We start from the raw sequence: 12,324 nt of genomic DNA on the forward strand, positions 1-12,324 counted from the left end.
TGCGACCCCCGGATCCGCTACTCGGGGAGGTGATTAGGAATTAGACAGTTAGACGATTAGGAATACCTAATCCCTAAACACCTAGATCCTAACTCCCTAACATGATCGCGTGGTCCAGCGGCGAAGACGTCTGCGTGACATGCAGAAGATCGAAGGTTCGATTCCTTCCGCGATCACTTTTGAAACGACAAGGTCTGTAAGTGTTTCGGCAGCACGCGTCTGTGGTGTGGACGAAGACCGGGTTCAATTCCCGGACGGACCTCTGAGTGAAATGGGCTGGCATGTTCCAAGGGGGCGACCGATCCTTGCAAGATCGGTGAGAAGGGTTCGATTCCCTTCCGGTCCACTCTCAATTTTGATTACGGAAGGCAGCCGGATACGGTCTGCCCTCGGAAACGCAGGTAAAATGTGGAGTGCGAGTCGTTCACGGCGAAAAGCAGCTCGAAGAAAAGCTCGGACGCAACGATCCTTGCCCATGCGGCAGCGGACAGCGATTCAAACGATGTTGTCTCAAGTCGGGCCACTTTTGATGGTTCTAATCGAGACGACTACTTTTAGAGAGAAGAAGTGATGAGTCCTGAGGGGTGAGTCTTGAGTAAGACAAGCATTAAGAAACAAGCATTAAGAAGCAGAGCGGAGTGAGCGGATGAGACCGGCGAGCACCCTTGCAGTTTCATCAGCTTGGCTCTCGAGTTGTTCGGCCGTATCGCTCGACGTGTATTCGAGGTGTTTAGCGATTGTTAGCTGATACTCAACTTCCCTTACGGATCCGAATGCTACGTCTAGGAAACGCAGGAAATCAGCCTCAGAGTTCCTTGCACATCCTTCGACAATGCTGGACGCGATCGAAACGGATGCCCGACGAAGTTGCGAAGTCAGCCCGAACATTTCGTCCTTCGGGAATGTCCTGGTTGCTGAATAGACGGACATAACAAGCTGATCCGCCAACTCGAAGGCTCGCAACTTACGATGATCCCGCATATTTCATTCCTCGTTTTCTCAGGACTCACAACTCAAGACTCACCCCTATCCTAACGCTGGAGCCAGATGGCCAGGCAACCGGCTGCAACCCGGTCAAAGTGGGTTCGACTCCCACCAGCGTTTCTGATTCGAGGACTAGCACGTCATTACAGCTAGCTCATTTGGTTAGAGCATCAGATTCTTAATCTGAGTGTAACGGGTTCGAGTCCCGTGCTTGAAACATGACTGGCAACCTACCTCGAGTCAGTCTTGAGACCTGAGTCGCGAGACTTGAGTGTTTTCGCTCAGGCCTCACAGCTCGAGACTCACGACTCCGTGCCGGGGACTCTCTCGTCAATTCAGTGCGTATTACCAACGCGAGGGTTTGAAGAACCTTTACCAAAGGCATTGACCAGAACCTTACCCCGGCACTTTTGCATCACAACCAAATTGCATGTTTCAATCGCGACCGAGTGAAAGAGGAGACTACCATGCAAGATCTGATCGCTACGCAAGTCGACGACCGCAAGCAAGCGTTTGGGCTGACCGAAACGCAGCGTGAATTGCTGCCGCTTGCATTCGGCTCTTTCCTTGACTCGGTCGCAACGGCTACCGGCCGCGGCACGTTCTACAACTCACGTGAAGAACAAGCCGCATCCGTGGAGGCGGCACATCGCGACCTGTTCGACATCGATCGTGACGTTTACACCGCAGCTCTGATGCTCCCGGGCGTGACGGACTACAGCCGCCAGATCGGTGTTCGCCGATTGCTGCAAACGACTCGCGACGGCGGAATCCTGCCGGCCGAGTTCGAAGCAGTGGCAATGACGCACCTGGTCCGCGGTCTGCCAACGCAGCGGATGCTGAAGTTGTTCGGAATGCTACGTCGTGACCGCGTCAACAACGCGCGAACGCGTCGATTGATCCTGAGTGAAATCCTCAGTGCTGACGGCCTGGAGTTCTGGGCGGTCAAGTACCGTGAGAAGCTGCGGGTCGCGTTGACGCACGCGTGGGGTCGTCGAACGGCGAGCATCCTACGCAGCGTGTTGGCGAAGTCGGTGGACGACCGCAACGAGAAGGAAGCCCAGATCGTTCGCCAAAACGTGACGCGATTCGTTCGCGGTGACGTTGTCGCTCGTACCGAGCAATGCGTCCGCTTCATCCTTGGTGACGAGGAGGGCCTAAAGCTTGATCGCTTGGCGGCGTACCGTGACGCGAAATCGAACTTCGATCGCGGAGCAGTCCTGCCACCGGAAACGATGGAAGGTCTGCGAAGCCGATATCACAAGGATCGTACCAACGCCGAAGTACTCGCACTGACGAAGTCTCAGCTGACAACCGGTCAAAAGATCGCCGTTCAGCGAAAGGCGGAACAGTCGGGTGTTGAGGTCGAGTTCGATCCTGCGAAGTACGACGCAGTTCGACTGTACGTTTACGCGTTCGAGATGGGCATGACCGATGAAATTCGCCAGGCCCTTCGCGAAAAGGCGGAAGCAGCCGCAGCACGACTGCCAGTGCAGTTCGAGCGAGTGGGTGTGCTGATCGACGCATCGCAATCGATGATCGGTCATGACACACAGGCTCGACGTCCGATAGCTACGGCACTCGCGTTAGGCGACCTATTGTCGGCGACTGCCGATGAATCCGTGGCGATTACATCGGATGGTCGAGCCATCGAAAGCTACGAACTGGTCGAACCATCAGGCGACACGTCGCTGGCGGCAGGACTGGTTAAGTTGCTGAAGTCCGATCCGGATGTCGTATTCGTTCTGTCGGATGGATACGAAAACGCGCCGGCCGGACGCTTCGGTGAAACGGTCGCGGCCGTACGACGAATCGGTATTCAAACACCGATTCACCAATTTACGCCGGTCTTCGCGGCCGAATCACAAGGCGTTCGCACGCTGAGCGATTCCGTGGTTGCGATGCCGGTTAGCAAGCCGGAAGCAATCGGACTTGGATTGCTGAAGGCGTTGATTGAGTCCGACGTCGACCGCGGCGTTGCGGCTCTGTTTGGAATGACCAAGGTCGCTGGCTACTTGCCGGCGGCCTAATTCCATCGAATGTCCCGGCGTCCGATCCACGATCGGGCGCCGGGCATCTCGGTGAATAGCCAGGAGATCTTTGAAAAATGTTCCGTAAGCGAAAGAAGAACACGAGCACGCGCATCGAAGTACGCGAAGTCCTGCGCGGATGCGAAGCTGGCCGACTGCAAAGCGTTGGCTACATGCAAGTCATCCCGCTGGTCAGCGACTTGAACGACGATCGATTCGTATCGCCGGTCCAGTGTGATGCGGACGTCTACACGACCAGCTACGGAACGCTCGGCTTCCGCAACTCGAGCGATTCGGTGATGATCGTTCCGTGCCATGCCGGCTATGTCGTTAAGCAGCACGCACAGGACCACGCGATGGCGCACGCCGGCGTGGTCGCGACTGCGGGCGATCGCCGATACGACACGGCGGCTTGCATTCAGGCATCGCAAGGTGGATTCATCAAGAAGGGTTCGTACCGCATGTTGATTCTGCCGCACGCGTTGCGCGAGCACGCACTGCAAAAGCGAGGCGAGAAGAACTACCAGAAGCTGTGGGACGACATCTCGGTGTTCAACCAGCGACTCGGTGTGACAGGCCAAGGTCACCTCGAATACTTCTTGAAGGCATTCAAGAAGGAACTGGATGAGTTCGTCGCCGAGTTCGAGTGCGTTCCGCGACAAGTTGGAGCGATCGTCTTGATCGATGACCGCGTTGTCGGCATCGAGCGGGCACCATCGCACGAATACTGGCTGAGCATTTGGCCAAGCCTGATTCGCGAGTGCTACGGATCGTTGGCGATCGAAGCGGCAAAGGCAAACGGAGATCGCGCACCAGACCGATCACCGACGGTCCAACTTCCGGTCGAAATCGCATCGCTCGAAGAGCTGGAATCGTTGATTGCCGAGATCGCTTCGCAAGAAGACGAACGAGCCCGATCAACGGTCCGCGAACTACTCGACGAACCACTCGACTTGCAATATGAAGAAACCGTGGCCGACGTGTCGATCGACACCGCAACCTCGGAGCACTTCACCGGCCAAGTGATCCGCGACGGCGACAAGATCGTCTACGCATCACTCCCAGCCACCAGTGCCTTCGTCAAGAGCCAAGCAAGGACGCGAGCCGAACCGTTCGCGATTTGATCTGGCTCTTGTATTTGGAAAACGAACGCCCGTGGAGGAACTCACCTTCGCGGGCATTTCCTTTTTCACCAACAGATTTCGTCATCGTCCTTTTCGATTTTCGCTTGATCCACAGGTAGACTCATCGAATGATGGCATCGTGTCCTGACCAAGGATCGTTTGCGACTCTACTACAAGGACTTCGCTTCCATCTCTTTGCCGGTTCCGCCCCTGGAGCTCCAGCAGAAGATTGCTCGAACGTTGGCTGCCTGCGACCGTGAGTTAGATTTGCTGCGCCGAAAGCTCGACCTGCTCAAACAGCAGAAGAAAGCCCGGACTCTCTCGGCGAAAGTGAGAACTCGGGATTTGGCCGCCGCAGCGTGGAAAGACCGCGAAAATTGGGGCGAAAACGAGAAACGCCCGCGGGTCATGCTGGACCGACGGGCGTTAACTGGTTCGCGAGAGTTTTCGCTTTTTTAAATACAGCTCAAATCGGGGTTGGCTCGGTTGCCTGAGTGGTTAACGTCGAACGGCCAAAAACACCGCAAATTACGGCACCTGACGGACGAGGAGAGACACGTTTCGCGTCCGCTTCGCTCTGGTTTCCGGAATTGCTGGACTGGTCGGTAGCAAAATGCTACCATGTGGGTAGAGGTGATTCATGGGACAGCCAGTGAAACTATCGGACGAACTTGTCGACGACGCACGAGCGGTTGTGCCCTTCTCGCAGCGGAGCATTGCCGGACAGATTGAATTCTGGGCCGGTTTGGGCAAATCGATCGAACCGCTCTTGCGCGGCGACCGCTCGATGTTGCTTCAGCGATCCGGTTCCGAACGGCCCCTTTCGCAAGCGATCGCTGAGGTCGATACCGCCAAGGGTCGCAAGCAAGTGGACGCTTATCTGAAGCAGCGTCCCTATCCACATTACAAGCCGGTGCCGGGAAAGCCCGATCTACTTCGGCGCATCGAAGCCGACGGAACTGAAACCATTGGTCGGTTTGTCGATCGGCAGTTTGAAGAAGTCGGTGACGACCATTGAGTCTGCCGTTTGCGTTTCTGAACGAGCGGCCCATCGTTGTAGCCCTCGCCGGATCGAATGGCGCGGGCAAATCAACCTTCTTTGAAACCTTTCTTTCTGACTGTGCCCTTCGTTTCATCAATGCGGATGTTATCGCAGAAGGACTGGAGATCACCGCATACGAGGCGGCCGATTTGGCAGCGTCTATCCGATCTTCACTGGTGACTCAGCGCGAGAGTTTCATCTTTGAAACAGTGCTTTCCGATCCAGTCGGTGACAAAGTGGACACTCTCGCCAAGTACTCGGATGCGGGTTACACCGTGGTGCTGATCTTTATCCAGTTACATGATGTCGGCGAATCGATCCGTCGTGTAGCGATGCGAGCCAGCCAGGGCGGGCATGATGTGCCCGACGAAAAACTCAAATCGCGATTCGAGCGGACGAAAGCGAACCTTCAACGCGCCATCGCATGCTTGCCCCATGTCTTGGTTTACGACAACAGCAACCTGGAACGTCCTTATCAGTTGGCAGGTGTTTACGCGCATGGTAAGAGAGTTAGCGACTAAAGCCCCCTTCATCGGCTCTGATCATTTCGGCAGCCCACTGTTTTGCCTGTTCACCACCGGCACGTTTGACCGCCTTGATGACTGGTTTCAAGCAGTCTTCTATCTCGTAGCTCATCAAGCCCTCGTCACTGCATGCGACTTGGTAGCTGCCGCGTTTCATCAGTTCGATGGAAAGCCGCTTGGCTTCTTCCAGTTCTTCGTGCTGGACAAGCTTCTTGAGCCCCTTTTCGACCGCTTCGTAGGATTCGTGGTCGTAGTCGAAGTTGTAATTCATTCGTCGTTCATCGAAATCGGTTGCCAGAGCGATCGCTGTCTCAATGTCATCAAGCAAGAGTGAGACTGGTTTTTCGATATTCAGGCGTGCTTCCAGTTCGCGACGGACTTCGAGGTGCTGCTTCGCAAACTCCACCAGGAGGTCAATCAACACTGCCTTCTTGCATTTGCTGATCGCCGATCGAATCAACTCGCTGGGCGATGGCTCGACTTTGTCGACTTTGTTAGTTGGTTTGGCGCGGCGTTTCAACGGTAGTTCAATCCTTCTTCTTTGAACGCTCGTTTGGCGTAACTGAGTGTTGGATATTTCTTGGCAATCTTCTTGGCGGCTTGGTCAGCGATTCGCGATCCTTCATCGCCACCAACCGCTTCCCGGAGTTCGGCGAGCATCCACGCGGCTTGGTCGAACAAGGTGATTCTTTTGCGACGACTGAATCTTGCGAATTCGTATTCGTCACCAGCCACGCGAAAGAAGTCCACTTTCAAAGCGGATCGATTGTCGAAGGCGTTGAATTGGTGGGGCGGTCGCAATCCGGACTCGACGCTGATTTGTTGAATAAAGAATTCATCTTGGAAGGCCTCGACAATTGCATCGACTTGGGTCTCGTTATACTCGACTACAAAGTCGATATCGTGGGTGGAGCGAGGAACTCCCCAGTAGTTGCCAGCCATCGAACCGACCAACATGTAGTCGATGCCAGCCGTTTCGAGTCGATGCAGGCAATCGACGAGTAGTTCGGTTTCCGTCACGGCGTCTTGTTTGAGACAATGCTAATTTCGTAGCCAGCACGGATGCGTGCTTTCAGCTTCTCTGCGATCTCCACTTCACTTGCATCAGGATAACGGTTTCGAATTCCCTCACGAGCGATCGCCAACGATGCTTCGTATAAGCCAAGGCCAATCTTAAGTCTCTCTTCGCCGGTCATTCGGCGGTAGGCCTCCAATTGCAGTTGGTCAATTTCTAGCATGACGCTCGCCCTTCCTTCGGAGACAGCGGAAGGATGCGTTCGCGGGCCAGCTCCGCAGCATAAGCGATGCAGGCGTCAACGTCTTCTGCGTTGATGCTGGGATAGCTGCGGAGTATTTCAGTTTTCTCGACGCCTTGGGCCAAGTTGTCCGGCACGACAGAGACCGGCACACGGGTACCAAAAACGCATGCCTGGCCGTGGCAAACGAGCGGATCAACTGAGATACGATCTCGCCAGGTCATCGAGGTACCTTGGGACACGAAACGCGGAATCTCGCACTGGCCCTCTCTTTTGTGTTAACCAGTTTGCCGAGTCAAACAGAGACTCAGAGAGTTCTCGGGGGTTGTCTCTGGGGTGCGAGGCCAACCAGGGTGGTTGAGTCCGGGAGGCCGAATATCAGAAACGAAACAGAGAACTCTCGTTGACGGGGCAAAACGTCGAAAACACCGCGAAAAACCGGGCCGAAATCGAAAACACCTGCCTGCCTGATTCAGGCGGCAGGTGCTAACTGGTTCGCGAGAGTTTTCGCTTTCTTAAATTCAGCTCCCCGAACCCAACTGCCTGCGGAGCGAGTCTCGGTCTTGGAGCTTCGTAAGTTATTAAAACCTAACGGATTACAGCAAATTGGAGGGGATCGGTCAAGCCTTTTCCGCTCCAAATTTGGCGAACCTTTGGGCCGCCAATCACCTAGATCGCGTTAACCGCTAGTCGCTGAGCACGCTGGCGGCTCAGGTTGCCGGTTGGCAAGCAGCGGAGAGTCAGGATTTTTTGGTCAAACATGCCGAGCTTTCGCGGCTTCCTACCGTCGGCGGGTAGGGAACGGCCCCGCTCGCTCGCGTTGCGAGGCAGCTACGAGCGACCGCCCCCCCACGGTTTGCCCTGGTTTGCAGAGGGACGCGACACGTGGCGAGTGTGGCGGCGTGGTGGCAGATTCTGCGGCTACAAGTGCCCGCCGTTCGAAAGCCCACCATTTGGAGGAGTCGACTTGTACGCCTACGACGCTCACACCATCGTGGATGCCGTGTCAAAATATGAAATTCGGGGGAGAGCAAATCGTGAAGACGATCGAAGGCGACTTATTGAAACTGGCCAGCCAAGGTCGGTTCGATGTGATCATTCATGGCTGCAATTGCTTCTGCACCATGGGAGCCGGCATTGCCAAGTCGATCCGTGATCAATATCCGGCCGCGTACGAAGCAGACTTGGCGACGAACAAAGGAAGCCGCGACAAGCTCGGCACGTATTCATCGGCCGACGTAACAGCTGGCGAATTCCAATTTACCGTTGTCAATGCTTACACACAATTCAACTATCGCGGCTCAGGCGCCAAAGCCGACTACGACGCGATACGGGAGGTTTTTCGTAAGATTCAGTCTGATTTCACCGGCAAGCGAATCGGCTATCCAATGCTCGGGGCCGGATTGGCTGGCGGTGATTGGGATACAATCAGTTCGATTATCGACCAAGCGTTAGATGGCGAAGACCATACGCTCGTTGTGCTCAATCCCTCGTAAGTCATCGCTGCAGGAATGTTTTCGTCTCCGCAGTGAAAGAGGCGGACGCTGGGTAGGGTCGATTGAACTTTGTCGCCCAAGTTACCGTCGAGGCCAAAACTCGGCCCCCGGGCGGCCTGGCCTCGGCTTCCGTTGCGTCGAAGGTCCGTAACGCCGATAATCATCGGCCGAGTCGCCTATCGATTGCATGAATGAGCACAGGAAAGTGAAGGAATGTGGGAATCAAATCTGAAACTGACCTCAGAGCAGCTTGCCGTGCTCCTCTTTAAGTCGCGAACGGAGTCTCGCCGTGACCAGAAACTTTACCTCGAGAGTTTGGGGGGCGATGGCTCCGCAAGAGAACTAGATTGGATGCTGTCGCTTGCTCGACATGACGTACCAGCACAAGCAGAGAGTGATCGATTGACTGAGCATTGGAATGAGCAGCATTCCCCAGAAACACATTCCCCGAGCCAGGGAATATGCCAGGCAGTGAATTTCTTTCTGCATTCATTGATCGCAGGAGAATTCGGTCCCGACGACAGCATTTACTCACGGAGCGACGCATTTTTGAAGCAACCGAACGTCGTTGCCCGAGCAACTGAAATCTTCATCGAACGACTGCGGACAAATGGTCAGGGCGAAGTCCTCAATCACGATGAAGCGGAACAACATGCGACTGATTATCTCCGGGATCACCTGCCGTGACTGAGTTGGTGGCAACAAACGATATCTAAATTCCTCAGAAGGGAAGATCCCCCCGATCTGATACGTCATCCTCATTGGCTGGCCCACGCTGCTCGAGGTCATGAAGAGCCGCCAAGTCGCCGGCCAAATAGGCGGTAAACGGATCGGTGTAGGGATGCCAGTGAGCGTTTTCTTCCGCTTCTTGCCGTTGCGTTCGTTCCCTAATCTGCCGTGTCTTTTCCGCGTCGGTCCTCTTACGCATGGCCAAATACGCCGGATCAATTTTCACGCCGAGCATTTGCAACTCCGCTGCCGCACATCGCCAGTCGACGCCGAAGTGCTTGCAGTAGCCTTTCAAGACATTCTTTCCTGAATACTTCGGCAGCCACGACTGAGCCGACGCAAGCTGACCTTGGCGACGCATCCGCTTCACTCTCGGCGGCAACGGCTTCTTTTTTCGTCCCACAGCCTTATTCCTTCCACGCACCGAAGACGCACCGTCAGGCCAATTTAAAATAGATCGCGAGCATTTCAACGTAAACCAAAGACACCGAGGCTACTCGTCGGGTTCATCATCGTCAATCAACCGCGGCTCTCGGCGAGTGTGGTCGCGTGGTAGCGAAGTTTGCGGCTATTCGGGCTCGGCGAGCTCCCCGATCGAGACCCTCTCCGCCTGGAGTCTTTAGAGACACAGCCATAAATCGCCTCAAATCAAGCACTTACGGAAACGGCGCCTCGCAAGGTGACCCTGGAATGGATCGAGGCGCGACAACGGGTTTGCGAATCTGGTTAACACCTCAGAGTGTCAACCAGCAGTATTCGTTCACAGGCACGCGAAGCCAGTGCGACGTCCGGTTAACACAGTCTACTCGTCGAGCATCGTGTGGCCCCCTCAGCTCTGTTGGTGCCCGGGATCGTCGCACGCCGCATCGAAATCGCTGTCTTCGGAATTCCCCGAACGCGATGGTGGTTCCATGCATCGACCGTTGCTATTCTTTCGTCTGTTGTTGGAGTTCCAGGAGGTAGCTATATGTCCGAGTATCAATGGGTTGGCTTTCGTGCGGTTGATGCGCCGCTGGATGATGCGGCATTGGAATTCATGCATGAACAATCGACGCGAGCCGAAAGCCGCGGCCGCGAAAGAAGCGGAACGACGTCGCCTTGAAGCTGAACAAATTCTTCAAGCAACGCTGGCCCGGATCGCAGAGAATCCTGATCGGTCCATCGCGCGAATCGACGCAGCGATCGCGGAACGAAACCGCCCCGCCTATCAACGAGCCGCCGAAGAGCTTTCACTGCTCGCAAAGGCATGCGGCAATCCGATGGCAACCGCCAAGGCGGAGTCCATTCGCGCGAAATACCCCACCCGGCGTGCACTGAGTAACGAACTCAAGAAGGCCGGGTTTTAGAACTCGACATACTATGAGCAAACGGGTTTGAATCCATCGTTCCCCGTAGTGGGATGCCGAGGTACAACTTAATCGGTCATCAATGATGTCGTGTCGCGACGAAAGAAAAACTCGATCGCTACTTTGAAAACAGCTGCCGGATCCAAAGCCGAAGGAAACAATCAATAACAACGAACGATGCTTCCTCACGCTCGATTCCAAAGACTCCGCAGCCCGTTAAGCGTTGGACGCGCTGCGAAGCCCAATGACGGGTGAAGTCGGATAAGAACGGCTTAGGCGGTTCGTCGCTTAGTGCAAGCCCCTAGAGAAATCGTTGTTCGTTCTTTGTCAGTGATTCCCGCAAATTCACGTACGCATGACCGGCATTATCGAGAGACAAACTGGGTCGTAGTTGGCCGAAAAGTGTTTTGCCAATCTCCAACAACCGTTTCGACGTCGATTCGGCGGCTGTGGAAATTGCCTTCGCCGTGGCCTCTGAAAACGCAGCCGATCCGTCCGTCGGTCAGAGGTCAACATAGACAGTCACGTACTGCTTCTTGTCCTTCCTCGAGCAATCGATTGACCAGCTCACCTAGCGGCGTCCCAGCAGAGCCTCTTGCCATGACGACATCGTCGTACCAAGCGATGACCTTTGGTACCAGCGGGTAGATGACTCCTTTGGAATAGAAGCCCATTCGGCTTACTGGCTGAAATGATCGGTTTGGCTTAGCGGCAAATGTTGTGCAGGAAATTGGCGAACTCCCAGAGCTGGCGCTTTTGCTCAGGCACTAGCCCTTCCGGATCAAAGTGCATCACCTCGTTGCGGGCAATGCGGATTTCTTCCAGCCTGGCGATGAAGTAACTGCGTTCGACATTGATTGAAAGCCGCTCCCAGTTCGCAGGGTTTTCCAAAAGCCGTCGGTATTGACCGAAAGTCAGGTCCGTGACGTCGTTGATTTCGCGATCATCATCCTTCTTGACCGATCGGATATCTTTCTGTGTGAAGTGATTTGCGATCAGGTTTCGCAGCAACCGCTCAATCTCACCGACGAGTAGATAGGGTTTGGCTAGCTCGTGAAACGACTTGGCAACGTCATGGGCGGTGATGATACCTGAAATCTCCCGCTTTTGATTTCGCACCAAGACGCAACCATACTTCAATACGCGATCGACAGCCTCGAACATCGAATCACCCTGTTCGATGATTTGTGGTTGGGTCATGCAGTGAGTGGCCAGTTCGCTTGGCTTTCCGGATGCCTTCGCTTGCGCAATGCTTTTCCAACTGACGACGCCCTTGACTTCACGCGTTGTCCGCATCACCGGCATCTGATCGAAATCCTTCATCAACATCACCGTCGTCACCTGCGATATCGAGTCGTCTGGGAGGACGGTGACGACCGCTTTGCGTGCCGATGCAAAATGGCTGACTCGATAGGTAGGGTTCTCGATGATACTTAGTGTAACTGGTGCAGCGATCTCCTCGGGTGGTTCGTATTCTTCGATCTCTTCCGGCGGCTTGCCCGCCTGCTCTTCAGACTCGACGTGTTGCTCTGAATCACAACCATCGGCCGAAGTTAGCGGTACAAAATACACTTGATTGTCAAAGAACTCATCTTGGAAGTCCGGTTGCGTCTTCAGGCCCACTGACTCCAAGGCTTCCGAAATTTCGGTGACGACGTGAGTTCGCCGACGCGAGTAGCCAAACCAACTCAATAGGGTCCTGACCTTTGCCCGCCGTTTCGTGGAATGGTTGAGAACATCTTCAGCAATTGCGTTCAACGCATCGGGAATTATCACGGGTGCATTCCCATTTA

At 54.8% G+C, this 12,324-nt stretch carries 16 protein-coding genes and 3 tRNA genes; 12 read left to right on the top strand and 7 right to left on the bottom strand.

What is annotated here, in order from left to right:
- The first annotated feature begins 103 nt into the window (after positions 1–103).
- From NZK35_RS25545 to NZK35_RS25555, 3 genes are all read left to right on the top strand, one after another.
- Positions 104–176: transfer RNA gene (locus NZK35_RS25545), tRNA-Val, on the top strand.
- Positions 177–273: 97 nt separating this feature from the next.
- Positions 274–346: transfer RNA gene (locus NZK35_RS25550), tRNA-Ala, on the top strand.
- Positions 347–413: 67 nt separating this feature from the next.
- A complete protein-coding gene (locus NZK35_RS25555; RefSeq protein WP_259635356.1) occupies positions 414–530 on the top strand; it encodes an SEC-C metal-binding domain-containing protein in 117 nt (38 codons plus the stop codon).
- A 91-nt stretch (positions 531–621) separates the two neighbouring features.
- On the opposite strand, the gene NZK35_RS25560 is transcribed toward NZK35_RS25555, so the two are convergent.
- Positions 622–981 (bottom strand): four helix bundle protein, encoded by a 360-nt coding sequence (locus NZK35_RS25560; protein WP_259635357.1) that lies wholly within the window; start codon positions 979–981, stop codon positions 622–624.
- A 52-nt stretch (positions 982–1,033) separates the two neighbouring features.
- Between NZK35_RS25560 and NZK35_RS25565 the strand changes: the two genes are divergently transcribed.
- The 6 genes from NZK35_RS25565 to NZK35_RS25585 all read left to right on the top strand — a co-directional run bounded on the left by NZK35_RS25565 (position 1,034) and on the right by NZK35_RS25585 (position 5,701).
- Positions 1,034–1,104 (top strand) — tRNA-Cys (locus NZK35_RS25565).
- Positions 1,105–1,451: 347 nt separating this feature from the next.
- Positions 1,452–3,014 (top strand): vWA domain-containing protein, encoded by a 1,563-nt coding sequence (locus tag NZK35_RS25570; protein WP_259635358.1) that lies wholly within the window; start codon positions 1,452–1,454, stop codon positions 3,012–3,014.
- Between the two features lie 77 nt (positions 3,015–3,091).
- Positions 3,092–4,138 carry an ARPP-1 family domain-containing protein gene (locus NZK35_RS25575; protein ID WP_259635359.1) on the top strand — a complete coding sequence of 349 codons (1,047 nt, stop codon included), beginning with the start codon at positions 3,092–3,094 and terminating at the stop codon, positions 4,136–4,138.
- Between the two features lie 159 nt (positions 4,139–4,297).
- Complete coding sequence (locus NZK35_RS34995) at positions 4,298–4,597, top strand: restriction endonuclease subunit S (protein WP_407699835.1); 300 nt, start codon at positions 4,298–4,300, stop codon at positions 4,595–4,597.
- A gap of 181 nt (positions 4,598–4,778) precedes the next feature.
- Positions 4,779–5,156, top strand: coding sequence for a ParD-like family protein (locus NZK35_RS25580; RefSeq protein WP_259635360.1), 378 nt, complete (start codon positions 4,779–4,781; stop codon positions 5,154–5,156).
- The gene (locus tag NZK35_RS25585) at positions 5,153–5,701 is read left to right on the top strand and encodes a zeta toxin family protein (RefSeq protein ID WP_259635361.1); all 549 of its coding nucleotides are present in this window, start codon (positions 5,153–5,155) and stop codon (positions 5,699–5,701) included. The genes NZK35_RS25580 and NZK35_RS25585 overlap by 4 nt, the downstream gene beginning before the upstream one ends.
- Here NZK35_RS25585 and NZK35_RS25590 read toward each other — a convergent pair.
- From NZK35_RS25590 to NZK35_RS25605, 4 genes are read right to left on the bottom strand one after another with little or no spacing between them, the layout of a single operon-like run.
- A complete protein-coding gene (locus tag NZK35_RS25590; protein WP_259635362.1) occupies positions 5,691–6,224 on the bottom strand; it encodes a hypothetical protein in 534 nt (177 codons plus the stop codon). The two genes, NZK35_RS25585 and NZK35_RS25590, sit on opposite strands and share 11 nt — an antisense overlap.
- Complete coding sequence (locus tag NZK35_RS25595; protein ID WP_259635363.1) at positions 6,221–6,724, bottom strand: hypothetical protein; 504 nt, start codon at positions 6,722–6,724, stop codon at positions 6,221–6,223. The genes NZK35_RS25590 and NZK35_RS25595 overlap by 4 nt, the downstream gene beginning before the upstream one ends.
- Entirely contained in the window at positions 6,721–6,942 is a 222-nt protein-coding gene (locus NZK35_RS25600) for a hypothetical protein (RefSeq protein WP_259635364.1), read from the bottom strand. The genes NZK35_RS25595 and NZK35_RS25600 overlap by 4 nt, the downstream gene beginning before the upstream one ends.
- Positions 6,936–7,184, bottom strand: a complete 249-nt coding sequence (locus NZK35_RS25605; protein WP_259635365.1) for a DUF433 domain-containing protein — start codon at positions 7,182–7,184, stop codon at positions 6,936–6,938. The genes NZK35_RS25600 and NZK35_RS25605 overlap by 7 nt, the downstream gene beginning before the upstream one ends.
- 813 nt (positions 7,185–7,997) lie before the next feature.
- Here NZK35_RS25605 and NZK35_RS25610 point away from each other — a divergent pair.
- Both NZK35_RS25610 and NZK35_RS25615 read left to right on the top strand, forming a co-directional pair.
- Positions 7,998–8,456, top strand: coding sequence for a macro domain-containing protein (locus NZK35_RS25610; RefSeq protein ID WP_259635366.1), 459 nt, complete (start codon positions 7,998–8,000; stop codon positions 8,454–8,456).
- A gap of 213 nt (positions 8,457–8,669) precedes the next feature.
- Positions 8,670–9,143: a hypothetical protein gene (locus NZK35_RS25615; protein ID WP_259635367.1), complete on the top strand. Its 474-nt coding sequence runs from the start codon at positions 8,670–8,672 to the stop codon at positions 9,141–9,143.
- Between the two features lie 34 nt (positions 9,144–9,177).
- Here the strand turns inward: NZK35_RS25615 and NZK35_RS25620 are convergent, their stop codons facing one another.
- Entirely contained in the window at positions 9,178–9,588 is a 411-nt protein-coding gene (locus NZK35_RS25620) for a hypothetical protein (RefSeq protein ID WP_259635368.1), read from the bottom strand.
- Between the two features lie 508 nt (positions 9,589–10,096).
- Between NZK35_RS25620 and NZK35_RS25625 the strand changes: the two genes are divergently transcribed.
- A complete protein-coding gene (locus tag NZK35_RS25625) occupies positions 10,097–10,531 on the top strand; it encodes a hypothetical protein (protein ID WP_259635369.1) in 435 nt (144 codons plus the stop codon).
- A gap of 705 nt (positions 10,532–11,236) precedes the next feature.
- Here NZK35_RS25625 and NZK35_RS25630 read toward each other — a convergent pair.
- Positions 11,237–12,324: CBS domain-containing protein (locus tag NZK35_RS25630; RefSeq protein ID WP_259635370.1), on the bottom strand; the 1,088-nt coding region annotated here is incomplete at its 5' end.

The sequence above is a fragment of the Stieleria sedimenti genome, from assembly GCF_025060895.1.
GTDB classification, from domain to species: Bacteria; Planctomycetota; Planctomycetia; order Pirellulales; family Pirellulaceae; genus Stieleria; species Stieleria sedimenti.